Source organism: Streptomyces sp. V3I8, from assembly GCF_030817535.1.
Taxonomy (GTDB): domain Bacteria; phylum Actinomycetota; class Actinomycetes; order Streptomycetales; family Streptomycetaceae; genus Streptomyces.
In genome coordinates, this window is record NZ_JAUSZL010000002.1 from 179347 (window position 1) to 204110 (window position 24764).

The 24764-nt window shown below is 73.3% G+C and carries 19 protein-coding genes and 3 pseudogenes; 20 read left to right on the forward strand and 2 right to left on the reverse strand.

Translation table 11 applies throughout. The annotated features are described in order from the left end of the window. Positions 1-58 precede the first annotated feature (58 nt). The 6 genes and pseudogenes from QFZ75_RS00965 to QFZ75_RS41015 all read left to right on the forward strand — a co-directional run bounded on the left by QFZ75_RS00965 (position 59) and on the right by QFZ75_RS41015 (position 4190). A complete protein-coding gene (locus QFZ75_RS00965; RefSeq protein WP_307533303.1) occupies positions 59-862 on the forward strand; it encodes an alpha/beta fold hydrolase in 804 nt (267 codons plus the stop codon). A 96-nt stretch (positions 863-958) separates the two neighbouring features. Then, positions 959-1098 (forward strand): annotated as a pseudogene (locus QFZ75_RS00970) (transposase family protein); the annotation flags it as partial. Positions 1099-1223: 125 nt separating this feature from the next. Further along, entirely contained in the window at positions 1224-2183 is a 960-nt protein-coding gene (locus tag QFZ75_RS00975; RefSeq protein ID WP_307533305.1) for a helix-turn-helix domain-containing protein, read from the forward strand. Between the two features lie 8 nt (positions 2184-2191). Next, entirely contained in the window at positions 2192-2653 is a 462-nt protein-coding gene (locus QFZ75_RS00980; RefSeq protein WP_195888700.1) for a cupin domain-containing protein, read from the forward strand. Next, positions 2650-3564, forward strand: coding sequence for an NADP-dependent oxidoreductase (locus QFZ75_RS00985; protein WP_307533307.1), 915 nt, complete (start codon positions 2650-2652; stop codon positions 3562-3564). The genes QFZ75_RS00980 and QFZ75_RS00985 overlap by 4 nt, the downstream gene beginning before the upstream one ends. Positions 3565-3646: 82 nt before the next feature. Beyond that, a pseudogene (locus QFZ75_RS41015) lies at positions 3647-4190 on the forward strand (transposase family protein). Between the two features lie 57 nt (positions 4191-4247). On the opposite strand, the gene QFZ75_RS00995 reads toward QFZ75_RS41015, so the two are convergent. Further along, positions 4248-5768, reverse strand: coding sequence for a LuxR family transcriptional regulator (locus QFZ75_RS00995; protein ID WP_307533309.1), 1521 nt, complete (start codon positions 5766-5768; stop codon positions 4248-4250). Positions 5769-6105: 337 nt separating this feature from the next. Here QFZ75_RS00995 and QFZ75_RS01000 point away from each other — a divergent pair. The 13 genes and pseudogenes from QFZ75_RS01000 to ppk2 all read left to right on the forward strand — a co-directional run bounded on the left by QFZ75_RS01000 (position 6106) and on the right by ppk2 (position 22903). Continuing rightward, positions 6106-6677 (forward strand): annotated as a pseudogene (locus tag QFZ75_RS01000) (cutinase family protein). Between the two features lie 835 nt (positions 6678-7512). Further along, positions 7513-8478 carry a TauD/TfdA dioxygenase family protein gene (locus tag QFZ75_RS01005; RefSeq protein WP_373466017.1) on the forward strand — a complete coding sequence of 322 codons (966 nt, stop codon included), beginning with the start codon at positions 7513-7515 and terminating at the stop codon, positions 8476-8478. A 159-nt stretch (positions 8479-8637) separates the two neighbouring features. Continuing rightward, positions 8638-10731 carry a LamG domain-containing protein gene (locus tag QFZ75_RS01010; protein WP_307533313.1) on the forward strand — a complete coding sequence of 698 codons (2094 nt, stop codon included), beginning with the start codon at positions 8638-8640 and terminating at the stop codon, positions 10729-10731. Between the two features lie 322 nt (positions 10732-11053). Further along, positions 11054-12349 (forward strand): inositol-3-phosphate synthase, encoded by a 1296-nt coding sequence (locus QFZ75_RS01015; RefSeq protein ID WP_307533315.1) that lies wholly within the window; start codon positions 11054-11056, stop codon positions 12347-12349. Continuing rightward, the gene (locus tag QFZ75_RS01020) at positions 12346-13329 is read left to right on the forward strand and encodes a hypothetical protein (RefSeq protein WP_307533317.1); all 984 of its coding nucleotides are present in this window, start codon (positions 12346-12348) and stop codon (positions 13327-13329) included. The genes QFZ75_RS01015 and QFZ75_RS01020 overlap by 4 nt, the downstream gene beginning before the upstream one ends. Then, entirely contained in the window at positions 13326-14543 is a 1218-nt protein-coding gene (locus QFZ75_RS01025) for a trans-aconitate 2-methyltransferase (protein WP_307533319.1), read from the forward strand. Before QFZ75_RS01020 ends, QFZ75_RS01025 begins: the two co-directional genes overlap by 4 nt. Continuing rightward, positions 14537-16150, forward strand: coding sequence for a Gfo/Idh/MocA family oxidoreductase (locus QFZ75_RS01030; protein WP_307533320.1), 1614 nt, complete (start codon positions 14537-14539; stop codon positions 16148-16150). The genes QFZ75_RS01025 and QFZ75_RS01030 overlap by 7 nt, the downstream gene beginning before the upstream one ends. Further along, on the forward strand, positions 16147-16974 hold the full coding sequence (locus QFZ75_RS01035; protein WP_307533322.1) for an MBL fold metallo-hydrolase: 828 nt from the start codon (positions 16147-16149) through the stop codon (positions 16972-16974). Before QFZ75_RS01030 ends, QFZ75_RS01035 begins: the two co-directional genes overlap by 4 nt. Then, a complete protein-coding gene (locus tag QFZ75_RS01040; RefSeq protein ID WP_307533324.1) occupies positions 16971-18494 on the forward strand; it encodes a YcaO-like family protein in 1524 nt (507 codons plus the stop codon). The genes QFZ75_RS01035 and QFZ75_RS01040 overlap by 4 nt, the downstream gene beginning before the upstream one ends. Further along, positions 18491-19489, forward strand: coding sequence for a sugar phosphate isomerase/epimerase (locus tag QFZ75_RS01045; RefSeq protein ID WP_307533325.1), 999 nt, complete (start codon positions 18491-18493; stop codon positions 19487-19489). The genes QFZ75_RS01040 and QFZ75_RS01045 overlap by 4 nt, the downstream gene beginning before the upstream one ends. Further along, entirely contained in the window at positions 19486-21102 is a 1617-nt protein-coding gene (locus tag QFZ75_RS01050; RefSeq protein WP_307533327.1) for a glycosyltransferase, read from the forward strand. The genes QFZ75_RS01045 and QFZ75_RS01050 overlap by 4 nt, the downstream gene beginning before the upstream one ends. Next, positions 21099-21962 carry a PIG-L deacetylase family protein gene (locus QFZ75_RS01055; protein WP_307533329.1) on the forward strand — a complete coding sequence of 288 codons (864 nt, stop codon included), beginning with the start codon at positions 21099-21101 and terminating at the stop codon, positions 21960-21962. Before QFZ75_RS01050 ends, QFZ75_RS01055 begins: the two co-directional genes overlap by 4 nt. A gap of 134 nt (positions 21963-22096) precedes the next feature. Then, positions 22097-22903, forward strand: coding sequence for a polyphosphate kinase 2 (ppk2, locus tag QFZ75_RS01060; protein WP_307533331.1), 807 nt, complete (start codon positions 22097-22099; stop codon positions 22901-22903). A gap of 56 nt (positions 22904-22959) precedes the next feature. On the opposite strand, the gene QFZ75_RS01065 is transcribed toward ppk2, so the two are convergent. Further along, positions 22960-23595, reverse strand: coding sequence for a hypothetical protein (locus tag QFZ75_RS01065; RefSeq protein WP_307533333.1), 636 nt, complete (start codon positions 23593-23595; stop codon positions 22960-22962). Between the two features lie 312 nt (positions 23596-23907). Here QFZ75_RS01065 and QFZ75_RS01070 point away from each other — a divergent pair, with 312 nt between their 5' ends. Beyond that, positions 23908-24753, forward strand: a complete 846-nt coding sequence (locus QFZ75_RS01070; protein WP_307533334.1) for an MIP/aquaporin family protein — start codon at positions 23908-23910, stop codon at positions 24751-24753. Positions 24754-24764 lie beyond the last annotated feature (11 nt).

The window sequence follows — 24764 nt, forward strand, 5'->3', positions numbered from 1 at the left end:
GAACGGCGTCACCGCACCAACCCATAGGTTTCTTCACCATTCCCAAAAAGGAGACATTGTGACTACCGCACACAGGACCAGGGAGAACCTCGAGGTTCAGCGGGGGGACCACACGACCATCCGGTACACGGTCAGCGGCCCGGCCACGGGGCCGACCCTTACGCTCATCCACGGATGGGGATGCAGCCGGAACGACTTCGACGCGGTCACCGATCATCTGCCCGACACCTACCGAGTCCTCGCGATCGACCTCGCCGAGCACGGCGAGTCTCGGTCGACGCGGGACGACTGGACGATCGAGGAATTCGCTCGTGACGTAGCCGCCGTGCTGGAAGCCGAATCGGTGGACACGACGGTCGTGGCCGGGCACTCCCTGGGCGGGGCGGTCGCCGTCGAAGCCGGCCGACAGTTCCCGGACACGGTCTCGCACGTGGTCGCCCTCGACGCGCTGCACTACCTGGGCCTGTTCCCGGCGCAGAGCGAGGAGCAGACCAAGGCGATGAAGCACATGTTCCGCGAGGACTTCGCCGCAACGGTGCGGGGCCTGGTCGAGGGAGGCTCGCCCGCCGGGACCGACCAAGCCCTCAAGGACACCTACTTCAAAAAGATGGTCGCCGTACGGCAGCCCGCCGGCCTGCGGGCCATCGAGGGTCTGGTGCACTGGGACATGGACGCAGCGCTGCGTGAGACGAAGCAGCCGATCACCGTGTTCGCGATACGAGAACTGACAGAGCAGGAAGCGATCGACCGCTACGGGGACCGTTTCGACATCACCCTCGTCGACCTGGGCAGCCACCACTTCCAGGTGGAGTCGCCCGAGGGCACGGCGCAGCTTCTGGCGGGGGTGGTGGGCCGCAAGTAACCACAGGGGACCGCCACCCACCTCTCCTGGATCTGGATCACCGCGAAGAATCCGATGAGACACGATGTGGGCCACGGGCAGACCGATGGACCACACCGTGTCGAACGGGCGGGGCATTGGCGGCGCCTTCCCCCGCACGTCAGACCCTGCTCGCCCTGGCCCACCTGCGGTGTGGTGATACCTACGCTCAGCTCACCGCCGGGTTCGGCATCGGGACCGCGACCGTGTACCGCTACAGCCGACGCGACTGAGCCGTCCACCGCGTGCATCAGAGCCTGGTGGAGCAGATGCGGGTCAGCGCCGCCGTAACCCCCCGCCGAACACCGTGCCTGAGCAGAAATGTCGCCGTTACCATTGACCGGTGATCGGCAACCTTGAGTCGTTCCAGGACGAGCTGGCCGCCAGCGGGTTTCCGCCGCTGATCAACAAGCGGGCCGGGGCCGGCTTCCGGGGCAGGATCACCACCCGTGAACTCGGGCCGCTGCGGCTGGTCTCCCTCGACACGCCCGAGAGCACCTGCATCGGGCGGGAGCGCGACGCCTCTGACGGTGAGAACCTGGCGATCAAGGTGATGACCCGGGGCCGGACGCGGATCGAGCAAGGGCGCGGCGACGCCGAACTCGGGCCGACCGACCTGGTACTGCTCGATCCCACGCGTACGCTCCAATTCGAGAGCACCGCCGCGACGCACGTCACCATCCTGGTTCCGCGCCGGGAGCTTCGGATCCGGCCCGCGCAGATCGACCGGCTCATCGGCGTACGCATCGACGGCAGCCACGGCCCGGGCGCTCTCGTCTCCGTGCTGGCCCGGGAGTCGGTGTGGTCGGCGACCGAGTTCCGCGAGGCGGAGGCGCTGCGGTCGGCGGCGGCCGTCGTCGAGCTGATCGCGGTCGCACTGGAGGCCCGGCTCGGCGACGAGCAACCGGCCCCGGACGAGTGGCTGCGGAGCCGGATCGCCGGCTACATCGAGGCCCGGCTGGCCGATCCCGATCTGTCCCCGCCCGGCATCGCCGCCACCCACAACATATCCGTACGCCGGCTGCACAAGCTGTTCGAGGACCAGCCGCTCACCGTCGCGGCCCTGATCCGCCGTCGCCGCCTGGAGCGCTGCCGGGCCGAGCTGACCGGAAGCGGACGTACGGTCACCGCCGTGGCCGCCCGATGGGGATTCTCCGATCCCACCCATTTCAGCAAGCTCTTCAAGGCGACGTACGGCTACAACGCCCGTGCACTGGTAACCAGCAACCGTGCACGGACGACCAAGACGCGCACAGCCGGCCCGGACAAGGATGGTGGTGACCAAGGCAGGCAAGAGCAATAGGAGAAGTCGTGGCGAAGGTAAACATCGTCCGCCCCGGTGAAGGCGAGATCCTCGGCAGCGGGGCGCAGCAGATCCGCATCCTGGAGAACGGCGAACACACCGACCACCGGCTGGGGTTCGCCGAGGTCACCATTCCGCCGGGCACCCCGAGCCCGTTGCAGCATCGCCACGCCCAGCATGACGAGGGCTTCTATGTGCTGGCGGGAACTTTCCGGTTCACCGTCGGCGAGGACCACTACGACGCCGGGCCGGGCACCTGGGTCATCGTGCCGACCGGGGCGCCGCACACGTTCGCCAACGTCGGCGACGAGAACGCGGTCATGCTGAACACCTTCACGCCGGATCTGTATGTGCAGTACTTCCGTGACTTCAAGGCCATGATCGATTCCGGGCAGCCGGTCAACGCCGAGACCATGCAACCGCTCTGGAAGAACTACGCCACCGAGATCTCGAACGAATACGCCTCGTGAAGCGCCTTGAATACGACCGCTACGGCGGCCCGGAGGTGATGCGGCTCGCTGAGTTCGAGCCACCACGCCCGGGTCCGGATGAGGTTCTCGTCCGCGTCCGAGCGGCGGCTTCCAACCCGCTGGACTGGAAGATGCGCAACGGCGAGATGAAGCTGATGACCGGCCGCTCCTTTCCCCGGGCGATGGGGCACGACTTCGCCGGAGTCGTCGAGGCGGTCGGCGCCGGCGTCACCCGCCTGAAGGCCGGCGACGCGGTACTCGGCCAGGCTCGGTTCCGGCAGGCGGGGGCGTTCGCCGAGATGGTGACGGCCCCGGAGAAGGTGGTCGTGCTCAAACCGGTGGACCTTTCGTACGAGCAGGCCGCCGCCCTGCCGACCGTGGGCGTGACCGCCTATCAGGCCACGGCGGAGATCCGGCCCGGGCAGGCGGTCTTCGTCAACGGGTGCCTGGGCGGGGTGGGCCGGGCCGCCGCCCAGTTCGCCCGGGCACGGGGAGCCTCGGTCGCCGGCAGCTGCCGCAACCCTGCGGCCGACGAGGCCCACGAGCTCGGCGTCGAGCCCGTCGTAGGTTTCGGCTTCGACCCGGCTGCCCTCGCGGAACGGTTCGATCTCGTCCTCGACACGCCCGGCATGCTTCCCTTCGCCGCGGCCCGAACGCTGCTGAAGCCCGGCGGAACCATCATCGACATCATCCCGACCCCGGCCAAAATGATCAGAAGCGCACTGCCCGGCCCGTTCCGGGTGATGATGGCCCGGCCGGTGACCGCCGACCTGGAGGAGGTGGCCCGAACCCTGCGCCTGCCCATCGCCCGTACGGTCCCGTTGGCCGAGGCGATTCCCGCCCTGACGGAGCTGGAGCGCGAGCAGCGCCCGAAGGGCGGCAAACTGGTCATCGCCATGGCCGGAAGCTAAGCCGGGCCGAGCTAGGGCGTGTCCTGACAGGGCACGCTCTAAAGGGTGTTGCAGAAGGCCGTGATCTGGGCATATCCGGTGTATGGCTGGGGTGTTGAGGGCCGAGCGGGTGTGGGTGGAGACGTTCACCGGGTTGCGGGTCGATCAGTTCGGCCGGTTGCTGAAAGCGGTCCGGGAGTGGACGGCACCCTCGTCCCGGTCCGCGACCGCAAGATCGGAGCCTCGTCCCGCAACTACCGGTTCTCGGCGAACGTGCAGGTCATTGTGGACGTCGAGACGCGCCTGGTCGTGGCCACCGCCCGCCCAGTGCCGGCAACACGGCGGACGCGAAAGCCTCGCGGGGCTCCGGCCTGGCCAACACCTGCGCAGGTGTGACGGTCCTCGGCGACGGCGCCTACATCAACACCGGCCTGATCGTCCCGCACCGCAAACGCCCCGGACGGCCCCTGCTGAAAGGCGAGGAAGAGGACAACGCGCAGCACCGCAAGGTCCGCGCCCGCGTCGAGCACATCTTCTCCCGCATGAAGAACTACAAGATTCTCCGCGACTGCCGGCAACGCGGCGACGGCCTCCACCACGCCGTCCAGGCCGTCGCCCGCATGCACAACCTCGGCCTCACCGCATGACCAGCACACACCAACAGCCCAGTTCAGCCTGCATGATCACGGCCTTCTGCAACACCCTTAGTCCGTGAGGAGCCGGGTGAGGGCGACCCGGGAGCGTACTCCCAGGTGGGTGAAGACGTTCCGCAGGTGGTACTCGACCGTGCGCGTGCTGATGGACAGCTGCCGGGCCACCTCGCGGTTCGTGGCGCCCTCGGCGACGCAGCGGGCGATGCGCAACTGCTGCGGGGTGAGCAGGTTCAGCGGTCCGGGTTCGGGGGCGGCGGCGGGCGTCTCCCCCGCGGCGCGCAGTTCCGCGCGGGCGTGCTCGGTCCACACGTCCGCGCCGCTCCGCTCGAACCCCAGCACGGCGTCGCGCAGTTGCGTCCTGGCCTCACCGGGGCGGCGCCTGCGCCGCAGCCACATGCCGTAGGCGAGATGGGTCCGGGCGTGCTCGTAGGGGCCGTTGACCTTCTCGTGCCGCGCCAGGGCCTCGGTGAACAGTTCCTCGCTCCGCCCGTCGCCCGCCACCAGCGCCCGGCAGCGCGACAGCAGCGCCGGGGCCTGCGGGTCGGCGCCCATGGCCGCCCACACGGCGTACTGGTCGATCATGTCCTGCGCGTCGACGTCGTGGCCCGCGAGCACCGCGGACTCGACGTAGCAGGGCACCGCCATCACCCACAGGCCGAAATGGCCCTGGCGCGGACCTGCGTGGACGAGCGGAGCGAGCCGGGCCGCGGCGTGGTCGGCGTTGCCGTGCCCGAGGTCGGCGCGGGCCTGCGCCCACTCGGCGAGGGTGCTCGTCTGGCGCAGTCCGTGGGCGTGGGCGACGCGCAGGGCCGCCTGGGCGTGCGTGGCGACGGTCGCCGGCCGGCCCGCGATCGAGGCCGCCAGCGCGAGCACGGCCGACAGACCGGCCGCCACGTTCCGCTGCCCGTCTTCGCCGACCGCCGCCAGACCGGCCTCGGCGTGTACGCGGGCCTGGTGGTAGCTGCCCTCACGCAGTTCGGCGTACGCCAGATGCTCCAGGATGCGCGGCACGAGGGCCGTCGCCCTGTCGGCGCGGGCGGTGGCCAGCGCGGTGCCGAGCAGCTGGCGTGCTGTCGCGAGGTCGCCCAGCATGAGCGCGATCGTGCCGGCCGACATCAGGCCCGGCAGTCCGGTCCGCGTCGTCAGCACGCCGAGCACGGGACGCAGCAGCTCCTTGGCACGGGCGAAGTCCCCGTCGACCACGCAGCGCATCCCGTCGCGGTAGCCGCGCCAGAGGGCGTCGGCCGGGCCGGCCGGGCCGGTGGGGGCGCACAGGTCGTCGAGGGCCCTGTGGTACCCGTCGCGGTCGCCGGCCGCCCAGGCGGCGAGCATGGCGTGCACGCAGGCGGTGCGCGCCAGGGCCGGGTCGGCGGTACGCAGGGCCGTGGAGGTGAGCAGGAGCAGGTTGTACGCGTCGGCGACCGGGCCGTCCCGCAGCAGCAGGAGCCCTTGGTCCAGCTCGGCGGGTGTCGGGGACGGACCGGCGGGCGCCTGCGGTGGCTCGCCGCCGGGGTGTTCGGTCCGGTGGTCGGCCTGGTGGTCGGAGTCCGTCCGAGTTGCTTCATGGCTCACGTGCAGCACCGTTCCCTGTGGCCTCGCTGTGCCGAGCGTAGCGAGCGACGGACGCACTCGGGTGCGATCGCCGGTATTACTGACCGATTGTCCAACAGTGGACCGCCGGTGGGCCACTGGTGATTCCACTGATACGCGAGGGGCGCGGAGCTTCCTACGTTGCTGTTGCGCTCGCCGTACAGGTCCCCACTGGATCCCCGGAGGGCGCTCGTACCACCGCTCCGCTCAGGAAAGAGGTACCCCCATGTCCCACCGCGCATCGCGACGCCGGCTCACCCTCGTGTCCGTCGCCGCCGCAGGCGCCCTCGGCGCCGCCGGACTCACGCTCCTGCCCTCGATGGCGTCCGCGGCCCCGTGCTCCGACGTCGAGGTCGTCTTCGCCCGGGGTACCGGCGAGGCCCCGGGGCTCGGCATCACGGGGGCGCCGCTGGTGCGGAACATCAAGAGCGGGCTGTCCGGCAAGACCGTCACCTCGCACGCCGTCGACTACGCGGCGAACTTCTCGCAGACCAGCGCCGGGCCGGGCGCCACCGCATGACGGACCACGTCAGGTCCGTGGCCGCGAACTGCCCGGACACCTCGTTCGTCCTCGGCGGCTACTCGCAGGGCGCCAGCGTCACCGACATCGCCCTCGGCATCCGTACGACGCTGGGCAGCGGCCGGTCCATCCCGGCCGACCTGGCGCCCCGGGTCAAGGCGGTCGTGGTCTTCGGCAACCCGCTGCGGCTGTCGGGCCGGACCATCGACTCGGCCAGCCCGCTCTTCGGCCCGAAGGCGAAGGAGTTCTGCAACACGGGCGACCCGGTGTGCGGCAACGGGCGCAACACGACGGCGCACCTCACGTACCACGTCAACGGCAGCGTGCAGACGGGGGCGCGCTTCGCCGTCGACAAGATCAACGCGGGCTGAGCGGCGGGCTGGGGCGCGGCCTGGCGCCGGGCGCCTGGACGCCTGCAGTCGGGCCGCCTGCTGCCGCACGGACGCCGCTGCGGGCCGGCTCCGCGCGAGTGGCTGGTGGCTGGTGGCTGGTGGCTGGTGGCTCAGCCGTACTGTCTGCCGTCGGGGTGCCGTGCCGGGATCCGGCCGCCGGTGGCCGGCCGTGCCGGACGCCCCGCACGTGAGGCGGACGTCACCGGGCGGCGGCACGGTGCGGGCCGCCGCCTTGCGCGGGCCGCCTGGTTCCAGCTCGGCGTCCCGAGGGCGCGGCCGGGCGCGGCGGGTGTGGCGGGACACAAAGGGAGACGCCCGGGTTCTCGTGCGTACGGGGCAGCTGGGCCACCGGGCCACCTGTCTCACCGTGTCGCCGTGTCGCCGTGTCGCCGTGTCGCCGTGTCGCCGTGTCGCCGGGCGGTGTCGAGCACGCCTGTGGTGAATCCTTCCCGTACCGGAAGCCCACGTTCGTGGCTGCTGGTGCTAGCGTGACGGTCATGACCGCGTACCCGATCCTGTGTGACGACCGGCCGAAGAGCCGTGTCGCACGTGGTGTGTGCGCTCCCCGCGGCCTGTGCTTCCTGCGCCGCCGCGGCCGGGTCGGGTCTCCCCCGGTCCCCGCCTCTTCCTGTTACTGACCCGACGCCCCACCGGATCCGCCGCCCCGCCCACCTGCCCGGCGCCGCGATCCCCGCTCGAGGTCCGCCCCGCCCCGCCACCGGTGTCACCATCGCCTGCGATCCGCAGGGCGGGCCCACGCCAGGTGTTCCACGCCTTCCGTTCGACGGCCGTGTCCGCCCCCGATCACCAGGAGATGTTCCCGTTGACCACCACCACACCGCCCGTCTCCCCCGTCCTTCCCTCCTTCCCGGTCCTGCGCGACCACCGCATACCCGCCGACGGGCTCTACGAGGGCACCCGCATCCTTGAACGGCTGCCCACCGGGGTCCCTGAACGCCCGTACGAACGCTTCGAGTTGGTGCCACAGGCACGTACGATCGGTGCGGTGGTGCGGAGCGTGGACCTGTCCCGGCCCCTGACGGACGAGCTGCGCGAGGAGCTGAACCGTGCCCTGCTGGAGTGGAAGGTGCTCTTCTTCCGCGGTCAGCACCTCACCTCCGCCGCCCAGCGCGACTTCGCCCGCAACTGGGGTGAGCTGGAGACCAATCCGCTGCTCGCGACCGGTGACGCCGCCGAGGTGGTGCGCTTCGACAAGGCGACGGGGGCGGCTCCGACGTTCGAGAACGTCTGGCACACCGATGTCACCTTCCGGCCGCGGCCCGCGATGGGCGCGGTGCTGCAACTGCGCGAGGTGCCGCCCTTCGGCGGGGACACCATGTGGGCGGACATGGCCGCGGCCTACGACAACCTCCCCGAGGACGTGCGGGCCCGTATCGACGGCGCCCGCGCGGTCCACGACTTCCTGCCGGGCTTCGCCCGCTTCTACCCGGCCGAGCGTCTCGCCCCGTACCAGGAACAGTTCCCGCCGGTCGAACACCCCGTGGTGCGCCGGCACCCGGAGACCGGGCGGCGCATGCTCTTCGTCAACACCTCCTTCACCACGCGGATCGTCGGCATGGGCCAGGAGGAGAGCGACCGCCTGCTGCGCCTGCTGTTCCAGCAGGCCCATGTGCCCGAGTTCCAGGTGCGGTTCCGCTGGCAGCAGGGCGACGTCGCGTTCTGGGACAACCGCGCGACCCAGCACTACGCGGTGAACGACTACGCACCGCACGGGCGCGTGGCCGAGCGGGTGGCGATCGCCGGGGACCAGCCCTTCTGAGGGGCCGTAGGAGAAAACCCTTACGGCGCTGTCGGTTGCCCCTGTTAGTTTCGAGCGCTCGTGTGATCCACGAGCCTCAACCGCTCACGCAGGAGGCACAAGTTGACAGGGTTCAGAAGGACGGGCCGACGCAGACGGACGGCGGTGGGGAGCTGTGCGGTGGCGCTGCTCGTCACCGCCGCCGGGACGGCGCACGCGGTGGACAACCTGCCGCCGAAGCAGCCGCTCGTCCAGGACCTCCGGTCGGGGAGCAAGGCCTGCGCGACCGGCGACGACACGGCATACGTGTCGGCGCCGCCCAGGCTCGACGCGGTGCTGTACGACCCCGAGGAGGACAACCAGCCCTCCGAGAGCAGCCCGGTCAGCGGCGAGTTCGAGGCCTGGTGGACGGACGCGGCCGGGGCGGAGCAGCGGCTGACGTACACCACCATCACGCTGACGTCGGGGTCGCACCAGTACTGGAGGATGCCGGACGACGTCCCGGCGAACACCGTCGTCTCCTGGCACGTGCGCGCGAACGACGGCAAGGCGACCTCCGCCTGGAGCGACGAGGGCGACGGGGCGGTCTGCTCGTTCGTGTACGACGACGAGAGCCCGGCGAAGGCGACGATCACCTCTCCCGAATACCCCGAGCCGGAGAACGTCTTCTGGGTGGACGGGGTGGGTGTCTACGGCCACTTCACCGTCGACTCGCCCTCGGACGACGTGGTGTCGTACGTGTACGGCTTTGCGGGCGGCCCTTACGGAACAGTCGCCGCGGAGCGACCGGGCTCGGCCGTGACCCTTCCCTACCTGCCGCTCTCCTCGGGGCCCAAGTCGCTGACGATCCGCGCGATCGACCGGGCGGGCCGGAGCAGCGGGGAGTCCCTGTACAGGTTCAACGTGAAGGCCGGCCGCGCTCCCGTCGCCCGCTGGAAGCTGGACGACCCGGCGGGTTCCCGCTCCGCCGGCGCCGAGTCGGGCACCGCCGCACGGGCCGGGACCGGTGTGGCCTTCGGCGGCCCGGCGCCCTCGCGCACCGGAGCCTCCGCCACGGCCCGCCTCGACGGCAGCGGTCACGGCTTCCTCACCCCGGACGTCCCGGTGGCCGACATCCGCAAGACTTTCGCGGTGAGCGCCTGGGTGCGTCCCGCCGGGACCGGCCGGAACATGACTGTCGCCAGTCAGGACGCGGACGGGGCCCCCGGCTTCGCCCTCGGGCTGCGGCAGCAGGACTCCGGTGCCGCCTGGTCGTTCGCGATCGGCGGCGCGCGAGTGACCGGCGGCGCCCCCGAGAGCGGCGAATGGGCCCAGGTGCTGGGCCTGTACGACGCCGAGACCGGGAAGGCACGGCTGTACGTCAACGGGCACGAGGTCGGTACGGCGGCGCAGGCGTCCCCCGTCGAGGCGGCCGGCGCCTTCCAGATCGGGCGTGCCCGCGGGTCGGCCGGCTACCGGGACCGGTGGCACGGAGACATCGGTGACGTACAGGTGCACGACCGGGTCGTGGTGCCGGACGAGGCGGCCGAACTGGCCTACCGCAAGCCGGAGCTGCTCGGTCACTGGTCGCTGGACAGCGCCACGGACGGTACGAGTCCCGAGCAGTCCGGCGGCGCGCCGCTGCGGCTCGGCACGGGAGCTTCGGTTTACCGGGGCTCCGACAGTCCCTGCATCCCGGACCTCGACCCCGACTGCACCTACGTACCGCCGCCCCTCGTCGGCGACGGACATCTGCGTCTGGACGGCGAGAACGGGTACGCCGCTGCCGACGGGCCCGTCGTGGACACCAGGGACAGCTTCACCCTCGGCGTCGTCGTACGCCTCGCGGACTCCGAGCCCGCCCACCCGATGACCGTGCTGTCACAGGCCGGCGAGCACACCGACGCGTTCAAGGTGCGCTACGAGCCCTCCGCCCACACCTGGCAGCTGGTGATGCCGGAGAAGGACGAGGCCGGGGCCCCCGAGAGGGTGGTGTCCCAGATCGAGGGCGCGGACGGAGGAGAGGGCCAGGGCCACCGTCTGGCCGTGGTCTATGACGACGCGGCCGACGCGATCAGGCTCTACCTCGACGGTTACACCCATGCCGGGGCGACCGGGACCCTGCCGGACGGCTGGAAGAGCACCGGTGCCCTGCAGATCGGTCGCTCCCAGGCCGGTGACGGCTGGGGTGAGTACCTGCACGGCGACGTGGACGAGGTGCAGGCCTACGCCGGTGCCCTGCGGGACGGTGACATCGGTGGGCTGGGGTCGGGGGGAGGGCCCTGCCTGTGCTGATGTCCGTCCGGTGGGCTTCGGTCTTCTGACAGGTTCACTCGTTCGGCCCCGCCCGGCCGCGCCTCGGGGCGTGCCGTGGGCGGGGGTGCGGCCTGCGGTCCCGCCTGGCGGGGGCCCGTGGGCGGAACGAAACGTTCGAATTCGAGCGACTTCTCGCGGATGCGTGGTCGCGGGGTGGCACGGAGTCTGAAGGGCGTCACCGCCGCGGCTCGTACCGCCGCGCGAACGACCGCTTCTGCGGACCGCGAAGGACTGCCGGCCGTCCCCCGTCCCGACCTCGGGGACCGGCCGTGTCCAGCGGGCGAGTCGAACGGAGAGAGCAATGAGCGGACCGATCGAGGCACGGGCTCCCCGGCACGGACGAGCAGGAGCCCCGGCCGGCCGGCTGGGCGCCGCGGTCGTCGGCCTGGGCGGAGCGGTGGCCACCACCGCCGTGGCCGGGGTGGAACTGCTCAAGCTCGGCGTCTGCGGCCAGGACGGGCTGCCGCTCGCGGCCCGCACGGACCTGGTGCCCTACGAGGCGATGGTGTTCGGCGGCTGGGACGTGTCGGCCGACGACCTGGCCAAGGCCGCCCATCTGCACCGGGTCCTCGAACCCGCGCAGATCGAGGCCGTCGCCGGTCAGCTCCAGCGGCTGCGGCCGTGGCCCGCCGTGGCCGACTCCGACTACTGCCGCGCGGTCACCGGCGCCAACGTCGTCGCCATCGACGGCCTGCGGGAACGGACCGAGCGCATCCGGGAGGACCTGCGGCGTTTCCGGGACGACCAGGACCTGGACGAGGTGGTCGTGGTCAACCTGGCGTCCACCGAGCGGCTGCCCGACCCGGCGTCGCCCGCCCTCGCCTCCGTCGAGGCGTTCGAGGCGGCACTGGACACCGGCGACGAGGCGGTCACGCCTTCCATGCTCTACGCCTACGCGGCCCTGCGGGAGGGCATGGCGTATCTGAACTTCACCCCGAGCTCCGGCGCCGGCGTGCCCGCGCTGACCCTGCTGGCCGAGCGGCAGGGCGTGCCGGTCGCCGGCAAGGACGGCAAGACCGGGCAGACCATGGTCAAGACGGTGCTCGCCCCCGCCCTGCGCTCGCGGGCCCTGCGCGTGGAGGGCTGGTACTCCACCAACCTGCTGGGCAACCGCGACGGACAGGCGCTGGAGGACCCCGACTCGCTGGCCAGCAAGACGGCCACCAAGGAGTCGGTGCTGGACGAGGTGCTCGGGTACCCGGTGGAGGACCACAAGGTCCGCATCGAGTACTACCGGCCGCGCGGCGACGAGAAGGAGGCCTGGGACAACATCGACCTCGTGGGCTTCCTCGGCCGCCGTATGCAGATGAAGATCGACTTCCTGTGCCGGGACTCCGTCCTGGCCGCTCCGCTGGTGCTGGACCTGGTCCGGCTGCTGGCCGAGGCGCGCCGCCGCGGTGAGCGCGGGGTGCAGGAGCAGTTCGGGTACTTCTTCAAGGCCCCCATGACCGCCGACGGCAAGGCCCCGGAGCACGCCCTCCACCGCCAGGAACAGGTCCTGCTGGACTGGCTCGACGGCACGGACCGGGTCGGCACGGACCAGGTAGGCACGGACCGGGTCGGCGCCGACCCGGTCGGGTGGAGTGGGCGCTCATGACGCAGACCGCTCCCCGCCCGTCACGGCAGGATGTCGTGGAGGTGCCGCGCGACGCCCTGCGGGCGGCCCTCCCCCTGCTGCGCGAGATCGGTGACCTCAAGCGGGTCCGTACCGCCGACGGTGGCGGTACGGACGGAGCCGACAGCGGTGCGTCGGCGGCCGAGCGTGCCTTCCGCCGGTCGTGGGCGGAGCTGGCGCACGGCGCGGATCCCCACGACGTGGCCGTGCGCGCGGGTGCGGCCGCCGTCGCCGGAGCCCGTCTGGCCGGGGTCGACGGACCCGTGCTGCGCAGGTGCGGGCTCACGGCGGACGAGGCGGCGGCCGTACTGGGGCGCTCGGTCGCACAGCACGCGGACGGCCTGGGTCCGCGGACGTCCGCCCTCCTGAGCGCGGCGCTGCAGAGCCTGACGCAGGACCCGTGCGGGGCCTGCGAGGTCCCGGTCCCGGAGTTCGCCGCGGCCCTGTGCGCCCAGCCCCGCGCGGGTGCCACCTGCCCGGGGCGGCCCCGGCTGATGGTGGAACCGCCCGAGAGCCACGGCGACCACTGCTGGGCGGTGGCGGTCTACGGGGTGCTGCTGGCCGAGGCGTTCGGCGCCGAGCCCGGTGACGTCTTCCTGCTCGGTCTGGGGCACCACCTGCACAACGCCGTGCTGCCCGACGCCGGTTTCAGCGGGGAGGAACTGCTCGGCGGGCACCTGCCCGCCGTGGTCGCACGCCTGACGCAGGAGCAGCTCGCCGTGCTGCCCGGCCCCCTCGCCGCGCGCCTCGGCTCACTGCTCGCCCTGCGGGAGGCCGCCGAGGCACCGGTCGCGCGGGCGTTCCACGCCGCCGACGTCCTCGACCGCGTGCTGCAGGTACGCCATCACGCACGGGCCGCCGCCTTCACCGCCGAACAGGCGCTGGACGACCTTGACCTGGTACACCCCTGCGCGGTGTCAGGCTTCCACCGGGCCGTGCTGGACGCGGCGGAGGCGGCGTGAAGGCCGCGGCGGGGCGTACGGCGGCCGGGCGCTCGCCGGCGCCGGTCGCGTCCGGACTGATCAGTCCCGGCAACGGGGCCCCGCTGCGTTCCTGCGGTCCCGGGCTCCTCACCGACGGGGAGCGGCGCTGGCCCGTCGTGGCCGGCATCCCCTGGCTGCGTACCGGTCGCGAGGAGTTGCGCGAACGGGCCGTGCGCGGCATCGAGGAGGGCGATCCGGACAGCGCCGCGCTCGTCCTGCTGGCCGACGCCGACGACTGGTGGGACGGTCCCGTCCCCTCCCCCGGCACACTGCGCGGCGCGTTGCGGGCGGCCTGTCTGCGCGAGGCCGTCTCGTTGCTGGGCATGGGCAGGGTCGGCGACTACTTCCTGCACCGGTGGAGCGATCCGACCTGGCTGGCCGTGCTGGCCCTGACGGCGCGCCACTCCCCGGGCTCGGGGCCGGCGGCGTTGCCGGTGCTGGAACTGGCGTGCGGCGCAGGCCACTTGCTGCGCCAGCTGGAACTGCGCGGGCACCGGGACCTGACCGGCGTCGACGTGGTCTTCGCCAAGCTGTGGCTGGCCCGGCACTTCGTCGCGCCCCGGGCCCGGCTGGTGTGCGCGGACGTCACCGCGCCCTGGCCGCTGCCGCCGCCGGGCCGCCCGGCCTATGTGGCCTGCCACGACGCGCTGTACTTCCTGCCGCACAAGGCGGAGGTGGTCCGTCGTGCCGTGGAGTACGCCGCCGGTGGCGGCGTCGTCCTCGGCCACTGCCACAACTCCCTGGTCCCCGGGCCCGTTTCCGGGCTGCCGCTGGACCCGGACGGCTGGCGGTCGCTGCTGCCCGGGGCCCTGTGCTACGACGACGCGGACCTGACACGCGCCTTGCTGGAGCAGCGCGTGCCGCAGCCGCGCACGGCCGCGGAGCTGGCCGGCAGCGAGGCCGTCGCCCTGGTCGCCACCCCGCCGCCGCCCGCCGGGTACGGCCCCTTCGCACCCGACCGTCCGGTCCCCGGGCGGCCCCTGCGGCCCAACCCGCTCTACCACGACGGGGTGCTGCGCTGGCCGGGCGACCGGTGGCGGGACGAGTACGGGCCGGGCGCCGCCGCCTACCTGCCCGACCGCGTCGACCTCTCCCCCGGCCTGCTCGCCGACGCGCGGGCCGGACGCCTGACGTGCGAGGTGACCGCTCTCGCCCGGTGTCGGGTGCTGCTGGACCTCCCGGAGCGATGGTGAACGCCGACGGGTGGGCCGCCGCCCCGGCCGAGTGCCGGTGGGCGGTCGCCGGCTGCGGCTGGGTGGCCCGGGACCACTTCCTGCCGGGGCTGCTGGAGGCCGCCGCGAGCACCGCGGACGGTGCGCGAGGACCGCACGGCCCGCGCGACGCCACGGGCACGGCGAGCGCGGGCGGCCCCCGTGACGAGAGCGGCTCCAGCGGCAAGGGCGGTACGGGCGGTTCGCGGCGCGCAGGCGCTCCGTACGGCGTCGTCGACGCGACCGGCGCAGGCAGGATCAGCAGCCGGGGCGGCCCCGCCGGCGGCCCGGACGTTCCGCGCGGCACGCGCGACGCGGACCGCGCCGACGGTCCGGGCGGGACACGCGGGGCGGACAGCGCGGGTGACCGGAGCGACACGCACGACACGAGCGGCGTGAGCGGCGTGAGCGATCGAAGCGGCGTGCGCGGTCGAAGCGGTGTGCGCGGTCGAAGCGGTGTGCGCGACGCGGGCCCTGGGGGCGGGCCGAGCGACGCCGGTGGCGCCGGCCGCGCGGACGGCCCCGTACCGCGGCTCGTCGCCGTGACCGACGTCGATCCCGCGGCCGCCGCCCTGCTGGCGGGCCGTGCCCCCGGCGTCCGGACCTCCGCCGGTCTCGCCGAGCTGCTGGCCGCCTACCGGCCCGACGCCGTGTACGTCGCGACGCCCAACCACGCCCACCGCTCCGCGGTCGAGGCGGCGGCCGCGGCGGGCGCTGCGGTGCTGTGCGAGAAGCCGCTGGCCGCCGACCTCGGCGAGGCCGAGCGGCTGGTCGCGGCCTGCCGGCGGGCGGGCACCCTCGCGGCGACCGCCTTCGACCAGCGCTTCCACCCCGCCCACCGGGCCGTGCGCGACGCCGTGGCCTCCGGGGTGCTGGGCACCGTCACCGCGGTGCGCATCACCTACTGCTGCTGGCTGCCGCCCGCCTGGTCGCCGGACGGCCGGCCGTACGACAACTGGCGTGCCGATCCGGCGCGGGCGGGCGGCGGGGCGGCGCTCGACCTGGCGCCGCACGGTCTCGACCTGGTGGGTGTGCTGCTCGGCGGGGACGACGTGGCGGAGCTGACCGCGCTGGTGCAGCACCGGGTGCACCCGTACCCGGTCGACGACGGCGCCGTCCTGGCCGGCCGGACCGGCGGCGGCGTACTGGCCACCCTGCACCTGGCGTACAACACGCCCGACACCCTGCCCCGGCGGCGCCTCGAAGTGGTCGGCACCCGCGGGCAGCTGACCGCGACGGACACCCTCGGCCAGGACGCCGGGGGAATGCTGCTGCACATCGACGCGCGTACGGGGGAAGGCGTGCCGGTGCCCTTCGACACCCGTGTGTCCCCGTTCGCCGAGCAGGTGCGGGAGTTCTCCGCGGCCGTGGCCGCGGTGCGGGGCGGCACCCCGGTGGAGCGTGCCTGGCCGTGGCCGCTGCGGCGCGACCTGGCGCTGCACCGCCTGCTGCTGGAGGCACTGTCCCGCGCGACCCCCTCGTCCGCGCCGACGACTGCACCGGAACACGTGCCGGCACGCGCACCGGCACATGTGTCCGCGCCGGCACGGGCACCGGGCCCGTCCACCGTCGAGGAAGGCCGACGATGACCCTCACCCTGTACGCGTGCGCCAACTGCGGCCACTGGCAACGGTGGTTCGGTCCCCCGCCCGCCTGCCCGGTCTGCTGCGACGTGCGCAACGCGCTGCCGGAGGAGGGCTGGGACTTCCGTGAGGAGAAGGCGGTCGGGGACCTGCTGGCCGCCGACTGGGACCGGCCCGTGCCTGGCGTCACCGGGTTCCGTACCGTTCCGTCCTTCGGACTGGGTTCGACGGGCTGGCTGATCGAGGCCGAGGGCGGCAACGTCGCCTGGGAGGCGGCTCCCCACTACTCGCGCGACGCGCTCGCCGAGATCGAGCGGCTCGGCGGCATCACCCGGCTCGGCGCGAGCCACGTCCACGGCTACGGAGCGCTGTGGCAGCTGCAACAGCACTTCGAGCCGCCGGTGGTGGCCGTCGGCGTACAGGACCTGACCTGGACGAAGGCCTTCCGGGTGACCTGGCCGGTGGACGAGCGCCTGGAACTGGCGCCCGGCCTGACCGTCCACCGCACCGGCGGTCACTTCCCCGGCCACTGCGTGCTGCACGACGCGCGCCGCGGAATCCTGTTCTGCGGCGACACCCTCAAGGTCGACCTGGCAGGCACCGTGCCCCGCGCCCTGTCCTGCCACAAGGCCTACCACGCCCGGATCCCGCTCTCCCACGACGAGGTGCGCCACTACCGGCGGGTGATCGCCGGCCTGGACTTCGAAGCGGTGGCCACGCCCTTCGAGTTCGCCGCCCCCGTGACCACCGCGGACGTGCTGCGCCTGTTCGACCACCAGTTGACCGGCCGGCCCAGTACGGCCGCCCTACCGTTGGGAGCCGGACGATGACCCCCACGACGGACCCCGCCACGGAACATCCGGTGGTGGAGGCCTACCGCGCCGCGCTCGCCCCCGGTGAGCAGCAGGACTTCGACATCGGCGCCGCCGACCGCACCGGTCTGCCGGTCGTCGCGGCCGACCACCTGGACGCGGCCGGTGTCCGCAAGGGCGCCTACGGATACGGGGCGGATCCCGACCAGGCCCGCGTCGGTGCCTACGGCGAGCTCACCGAGACCGTCCTATTGGCCCGGCACCTGGCCCGCACCGGCCGCCGTCGCGCCTCCTACGCGGAGCTGGTGCGCGAACGCGGCCGGGACCGGGTCGCCGACCCGGTGGAACTCGTCCTGCCCGCGGGCGCCGACTACGGCCCCGAGCGCCCTCTGGACTGGGTGCCCGCGCGCCGGCTGCGTACCGGTGAGGAGGTGCTGGTGCCCGCCGAGTCCGCCGCGACCTGCGGTTCCGACCTGCCCGGCGACCCGCCGCCCGGTGGCCGGCTGACCACGCCGATCACCAACGGGCTGGGCGCCGGCGACACCTTCGAGCGTGCCGTGTCCCACGCGCTCCTGGAGATCCTGCAGCGCGACGGCAACGCCACCGCGCACCGGGCCATGGACGAGGGCGTGGTCATCGGCCTGGACGCGGTGACCGATCCGGTCACGCTCTCCCTGCTCGACCGGCTGCGGGACGCCGGGGTCGAGGTGCTGCCCAAGCTCGCCGCCACCCGCTTCGGTCTGGCCGACGTCCACGTCGTCGGCACGGACGCCCCTGGTGGCCCGGAGGGATCCTCGACACCGCTGACGCTCACCGCGTGCGGCGAGGCCGCCCACCCGGACCGGGAGGTCGCGCTGCGCAAGGCGCTCACGGAGTACATGTCCTCCCGGGCGCGCAAGACCTTCTCGCACGGCCCGTTGACCGAGGTCGCCCGGATCGCCCCGCCCGGCTACCTGGAGCGCGAGATGTCCGTCCCCCTGGCGGCGCAGGAACCCCGGGCGCTGCGGGAGATGACGGCGTGGGCCGCCATGGACGCCGTACGCCTGCGGAAGCTGCTGGAGCCCACCGTGTTGTCCCGGCGCTCCACCGTGCCGTTCTCGTCCCTGCCGACCGTGCCGGCCGGCTCGCTGGACGACCCCGCCGCTCTCCTCGACGACCTGCTGCTGCGGCTGGCGGACTTCGACGTCCTGGTGGTCTCGACGGGCGGGCCCGGGGCCCACGCGGTCAAGGTGCTCGTCCCCGGCATGGAGGTGGAGACGATGTCGTACGCGCGGATCGGGGAACGCGGTGTGCGGCGGCTGGTCGAGCGCGGACATCCGCTGGCCGGGGTGGGTCCTGTCCCGCACTCCGGGGCACGGCCGGTGCACCTGACCGCCGAGGGCCGCGAACGGCTGGGCGGCCCGGCCTGGTTCGACGTCGACGCCGCCCGCAGGACGGTGGGGGAGCTGTATCCCCTCTACCGCGAACCGGACCGCCACGCGGTGGCCCGTACGGCGGCGGGAATGACAGCGGGAACGGGGACGGGGGCCGTGCGATGACCACCTCCGCCGACGGCCTGCGCTATGCCTACAACACCAACGGCATGACCTCGCACCGGCTGGACGACGCGCTGTCGCTGCTGGCCGACACCGGGTACGACGGGGTCGCGCTCACCGTGGACGTGGCCCACCACGACCCGTTCGCACCGGACCTGGTGTCCCGCACCGCCGCGCTGGCCCGGCGTCTGGAGCGGCTGGGTCTGGGCAGCACCGTGGAGACCGGGGCGCGTTTCCTGCTGGACCCGCGGCGCAAGCACGAGCCGACCCTGGTCACCGCCGACCCGGCCGGGCGGGCCCGCCGGCTGTCGTTCCTGCGCCGGTGCGTGGACATCGCCGCCGACCTGGGCAGCGAGGCGGTCTCGTTCTGGGCCGGCGTACCGGCGCCGGGCACCGACACCTCCCCCGGCGCGGCGGCCTGGGACCACCTGGCCGAGGGGGTGCGCGCCGTCGTGGCGTACGCGGCCGAGCGGGGTGTGCCGGCGGCCTTCGAGCCCGAGCCGGGCATGCTCGTGGAGGACTGCGCGCACTGGTCCCGGCTGGCGGCCCTCGCTCCGGGCCTGCGGCTGGCCCTGGACACCGGACACTGCCTGGTCACCGGCGAACTGACACCGCATCAGGCGGTACGGCGGCACGCCGGGGACCTCGGTGCGGTCGCCGTGGAGGACATGCCCCGCGGCCGGCACGAGCACCGCGCGCCGGGCGAGGGCGACATGGATCTGCCCGCCGTCCTGGGCGCGCTGCGCACCGTGCGGTACGGCGGTCTGGTGAGCCTGGAGCTGTCACGCGACGCGCACCGCGCCGACACGCTGGTGCCCGCCGCGCTGGAGGCGATGCGACACGCCGAGCGCACCTGGGCGGACGGCGCCCAGGACACGGTCCCGGGCGCCTCCGCCCCGCCGTCCGGCATGCCCTCCGCATCCGTCCCTCCCATCCCTTCCATTTCTTCCGGCACGTCCGTCCCGCACGGCGTGGCCGCATCGGAGGTCGCGCGATGAGGATCTGCTTCGTCTCACGCCGCTACTGGCCGGCCGTGTCGGGCATGAGCGCCTACGCGGAGAACCTGCTGCGGTCCCTGACCGCGGTGGGACACGAGGTCGTCCTGGTGTCCCAGTACCGCGGCGACCGGCAGGGCCGCGCGGTCTACGGCGGCGGCCCTCCCCCGCCCGAACGGGTCCCCGACGGCGTGCGTCTGGTCGCGATGGAGTCCCTGGGCGAGCAGGCCGTCGGAGCCGGGCTGCCCGCGGACTTCGAGGCCGACGTGGCCGCGCTGTCCGACACGATCGCCGGCCTGCACGCGAGCGAACCGCTCGACGTGCTGCACGCGCAGTACGGATATCCGCCGGGGCTGGCCGTGCTGGACGCCTCCGACCGGCTCGGCGTCCCGGCCGTGGTCTCCATCCAGGGTGGCGACGGCCACTGGGTCGGCACCTGCTGCACCACCCACCGCGCGGCGATCCGCCGCGTGCTGCGGGACACCCCGGCCCTGCTGATCGGCTCGCCCTCCTTCCGGGCCGAGGTCGCCGCCCGCCACGGGGTGCCGGCCGAGCGCTTCACGGTGGTCCCCGGAGCCACCGACACCGACCGCTTCCGTCCTGTGCCCGGCCGCCGCCCGGGTACGGCCGGTGATCCGCCGGTGCTGCTGTACCACGGCCGGATCGACGTACGGAAGGGCGTGCTGGACCTGCTGGAGGCGGTAGGGCTGCTGCTCGCCGAGGGCAGGCGGCTGCGGCTGCTGGTCTCCGGTGCCGGACCCGACCTGGACCGGCTGCGGCGCCGGGCCCGGCGGGCCGACCTGGCCGACGCGGTGGAGGTACTGGGCCCGACCGGCTACCACGACGCCCCCGAGGTCTACCGCAGGGGCGACGTCTTCGTGAGCCCCACCTGGGCCGAGGGCTTCTCCAACACCATCCTGGAGGCGATGGCGACCGGGCTGCCGGTGGTGTCCACCGACACGGTCGGGGTGGTGGACTGCGTACGGGACGGCGTCAACGGGCTGCTGGTGCCGCCGCACGATCCGCACGCGCTGGCCGCGGCCGTCGGCCGGATGCTCGACGACACGCAGTTGCGGCACCGGCTGGCGGAGACCGCCCTGCGGCAGGTGGTGGCCCGGTGGTCCTGGCCGGTGGCCGCCGCGCGCATCGGCGCCGTGTACGAGCAGGTGTGCGCCGCATGGGCGACGAAGGCCGCCCCGACCGGGACGGCTCCGGCCGACGGACCCGAACCGGCTCCGGTCGGCGGGACAGGACAGGCTCCGGCCGGTGGAACCGAGCAGGCTCCGGTCCGCGGGACCGGGCAGACTCCGGCCGACCGGACCGGGACGGCTCCGGTTGACGGGACCGGGCGGGCTCGGCACGACGCAACCGGGCTGCCCGGTCGCGGGAGCGGCGGGTCCGACGGCCGGGTCGCGGAGCCCGGCGCGCGGCCGGCCGCGGCGCGGATCGCGGTGCCCGCCGTGCACCGGACCATGGGGGCCGCCGCCACGGTGCGAACCGCGGAACAGGTCGCCGAGCAGGTCTCGGCACAGATCACGGCGGGTGCCGCGGAGCGGACCGCGCCGCCCCCCGTGGACCTGTCCTGCCGGTTCCGCTACGAGCCCCACCTGCTGTGAACGCGCCCCCGCCCGCGCCGGACGTCCCCACCGCCGTGGCCGTCAGCCCGCACCTGGACGACGCGGTCTTCTCCGCAGGCGGGATCCTGGCGCTGCTGGCCCGGGCCGGCTGGCGGGTGCGGGTCGTCACCTGCTTCACCGCGTCGGTCGACGACCCCGGCCCCTTCGCCCTGTCGACCCAGCTCGACAAGGGACTTGCGGCCGACGTCGACTACATGGCGCTGCGCCGCGCCGAGGACCGCGCCGCCCAGCGGGCACTGGGCACGTCGGCCCCGGTGCACCTGCCGTTGCCCGAGGCCCCGCACCGCGGGTACGGCAGCGCGCCGGAACTGTTCACGCCCCCGCACCCCGACGACCCGGCCGGGACGGAGCTGCCGCGGCTGCTGGCCCCCCACCTGGCAGCGGCCGACCTGGTGCTCGCACCCCTGGGGATCGGGGACCACGTCGACCACCTGCTCACCGCCCGCGCCGTCGCCGCCACCGTGCCGTACGCGCGGGTCGGCCGGTGGCGCGACGTCCCCTACATCGCCCGGGCGGCGGTCCGGGCGGCGGACCGGGACGAGGCCGGAGCGGCGGCCGAGCTGACGGCCGACATCGGTGCCGTCCTGACGGCCAAGACCGCCGCGGCGAGGTGCTACGCCACCCAGCTCGGCTTCCAGTTCGGCGGCTCCGGACGGACCGGTGAGGTCCTGTCCGCCGTGGCCCGCTCGGAGGCCGCACGCGCGGGGGCGCCGTACGTCCACGGCGAGACGCTGCAAGCGGGAGAGACCGCCCGACGGCTGCTGCGGGCCGGCCTGTTCGCGGCATGCCGGTACGGCCGGTACGGCCGGTACGAGCGGATGGAGCGGCGTATCACGTAGGACCGGTCGTGGACCCCGCAGCGGAACCGGCCGGGCCGGGGCGCCCGTGCGGTTCCCCGGGGTGCGCGATCCTCCGAACGGTCAGTACGGTGCTGTCCTGGCGTTCGGCGTTCGACCCGGCGGGTGGAGGCGGCATGGCCGACAAGAAGGCGGCGGCGAAGTTGCCGCGCACACCGTACGAGCGCGAATTGCTGCGCCTGCAGACGGAGTTGGTGAAACTTCAGGAATGGGTACGGGCGGAGGGTGCCCGGCTCGTCGTCGTCTTCGAGGGGCGCGACGCCGCGGGCAAGGGCGGCACCATCAAGCGGGTCGCCGAGCACCTCAACCCGCGCGTCGCCCGGATCGCGGCCCTGCCCAGGCCCACCGAACGCCAGAGCACCCAGTGGTACTTCCAGCGCTACGCCGAACACCTCCCCGCGGCCGGCGAGATCGTGCTGTTCGACCGCAGCTGGTACAACCGGGCCGGTGTCGAGCACGTCATGGGCTTCTGCACGAAAGAGGAGTACCAGCGCTTCCTGCGCCAGTGCCCCGTCTTCGAGCGGATGCTGGTGGAGGACGGGATCGTGCTGCGCAAGTACTGGTTCTCGGTGAGTGACGCCGTGCAGCAGGAGCGGTTCCGGCGCCGGCTCGAGGATCCGGTGCGGCGCTGGAAACTCTCCCCGATGGACCTGGAGTCGATCACCCACTGGGAGGCGTACTCACGGGCCAAGGACGAGATGTTCGTCCACACGGACATTCCCGAGGCGCCGTGGTTCGTCGTCGAGAGCGACGACAAGCGGCGGGCCCGTCTCAACATGATCGCCCACCTGCTGGGTTCGCTCCCCTACCACGACGTACCGCCACCCGTGCTGGAGCTGCCGGCGCGCCCGCCCTCGACCGGCTACGAGCGGCCACCGCGCGAGCTGCAGACCTACGTACCCGACCACGCGGCAACCCTCTGAGGCCGGCGGCCTCCCACCGGCGGCCTGCGGCCTGCTCACGGGAGGGACGGCGCCGGTCAACGCCCGTCGGGACCGGGCCCCTCGGCGGCACAGGCGTCGGTCGCCGCGTCGACCTCGTCACTCACGTCGAACACACTCTCCCGTAGCGCCCTGATGACCGCGTCCAGCTCGGCCACTCCCCGCATCAGCCGCCGCTGCGCCGACCCCTCGCCGATCATCGCGGCCGTGCCGTGCAGATCCAGCCCGGCTTCGAAGATCCTGCGCACGATGCTCTCGCCGAGATCGGCGGCGATACGGTCCCGCAGACCATGCGCGGCCACGGTGATCAGTCCACTGAGGGCGCTCCAGAGCAGCACGCGCCTGAGGACCACGTCACCGGGCACGGCCTGGGCGACGGACGACACCAGCTGGACGGTGACCACCGCCACCACCACGTATGCCGGCGCCCACCGGCGGTGGAACAGCACCGACCAGATCAGCGGCACCAGAACCGGGGTCCACGCCGGCAGCCGTCGCCATGGCAGGAGGAAGGTTCCCGCACATAGGAACAGGAGCACGACGCTGGAGACGTACTCCGGCCAGGAGGGCACGTCACCGTCCGGCACCAGGACGCTGAGCGCGGCCACCACGGCTACCAGTGCGAACGGTGCGGCCCCCGACACCAGGCCGGGCCGACCGAACTGCCACCCCACGGTGTCCCCGTCGGCCGGAGCGCTCGAAGGCCCCGCCGTGAGGCATGTGCGACCGTGCGCATCATATTGACTTGACGCACTCCCCCGACATACAGGGAAGTTGCACGCGAAACGGTGACAGGACCGCTCGGGATCGGCTACGTCGCCACCGGGACAGGCGGCCGTTCCCGCCGCCGGCCCCGGCCACGGAGCGCACAGCGAGTGCGGCAGGTCCGTCAAGTCATGAAATGCACTTTCCCGTGAACCGCCCTAGCCTGACAGATATCGCTGGAGCGGTCGACGGCCGGTAACGCCGGCGGAGGGTGAGCTTCCATGGCTGAGCGGCGCATTCGGTCCGGTATGGTCGGCGAGTTGTCGGCCGAGTTCGCGGGCACGCTGATTCTGATCCTCTTCGGCTGCGGTGTGGTGGCGCAGGTGTCCGCGGGTGGCGCCCTGACGGATCCGGCGGGCGGTCTCGGCGACCACGACAGCATCTCCTGGGCGTGGGGGCTGGGTGTCACCCTGGGTGTCTACGTGGCGGCGAGGCTGAGCGGCGCCCATCTCAATCCCGCGGTGACCGTCGCACTCGCCGCGTTCAAGGGATTCCCGTGGCGCAAGGTGGCCCCGTACGCACTGGCCCAGACGGCCGGCGCCTTCGTGGCCGCGCTCCTCGTCCGCTGGAACTACAGCGAGGCGCTGGCGAAGGCCGACCCGGGGCACACCCTCAAGACCCAGGGCGTGTTCTCCACGCTGCCGGGCAACGGCAACCCCGCTCTCCCGGTCCACGAGTGGGGCGCCTTCCGCGACCAGGTCATCGGCACGGCCATCCTGCTCCTGCTGATCATGGCCATCACGGACCTGCTGAACACACCGCCGGGCGCGAACCTGGCGCCGTTCGTCATCGGCCTGGTCGTGGTGGCCATCGGCATGGCCTGGGGGACGAACGCGGGGTACGCCATCAATCCGGCCCGGGACTTCGGACCGCGCCTGGCCAGCTTCTTCACCGGTTACGGCGGAGCGTGGCGGGACCAGTACGGGAACCTCTACTTCTGGGTGCCCATCATCGGCCCGCTGATCGGCGGCCTGCTCGGCGCGGGCCTGTACAAGGTCTTCATCGGCCGCTTCCTGCCCTCGGCGGGGACCGAGCCGCCGGGACGCGTGCCCGCACCGGAGGACTGACCGCAGGAGCA

Bases quoted from the DNA above. Each gene is read 5' to 3' on its own strand.
- QFZ75_RS01005 (WP_373466017.1), top strand. From the start codon at position 7,513: ATGTTCCCGTTGACCACCACCACACCGCCCGTCTCCCCCGTCCTTCCC.
- QFZ75_RS01015 (WP_307533315.1), top strand. From the start codon at position 11,054: ATGAGCGGACCGATCGAGGCACGGGCTCCCCGGCACGGACGAGCAGGA.
- QFZ75_RS01020 (WP_307533317.1), top strand. From the start codon at position 12,346: ATGACGCAGACCGCTCCCCGCCCGTCACGGCAGGATGTCGTGGAGGTG.
- QFZ75_RS01030 (WP_307533320.1), top strand. From the start codon at position 14,537: ATGGTGAACGCCGACGGGTGGGCCGCCGCCCCGGCCGAGTGCCGGTGG.
- QFZ75_RS01035 (WP_307533322.1), top strand. From the start codon at position 16,147: ATGACCCTCACCCTGTACGCGTGCGCCAACTGCGGCCACTGGCAACGG.
- QFZ75_RS01040 (WP_307533324.1), top strand. From the start codon at position 16,971: ATGACCCCCACGACGGACCCCGCCACGGAACATCCGGTGGTGGAGGCC.
- QFZ75_RS01045 (WP_307533325.1), top strand. From the start codon at position 18,491: ATGACCACCTCCGCCGACGGCCTGCGCTATGCCTACAACACCAACGGC.
- QFZ75_RS01050 (WP_307533327.1), top strand. From the start codon at position 19,486: ATGAGGATCTGCTTCGTCTCACGCCGCTACTGGCCGGCCGTGTCGGGC.
- ppk2 (WP_307533331.1), top strand. From the start codon at position 22,097: ATGGCCGACAAGAAGGCGGCGGCGAAGTTGCCGCGCACACCGTACGAG.
- QFZ75_RS01070 (WP_307533334.1), top strand. From the start codon at position 23,908: ATGGCTGAGCGGCGCATTCGGTCCGGTATGGTCGGCGAGTTGTCGGCC.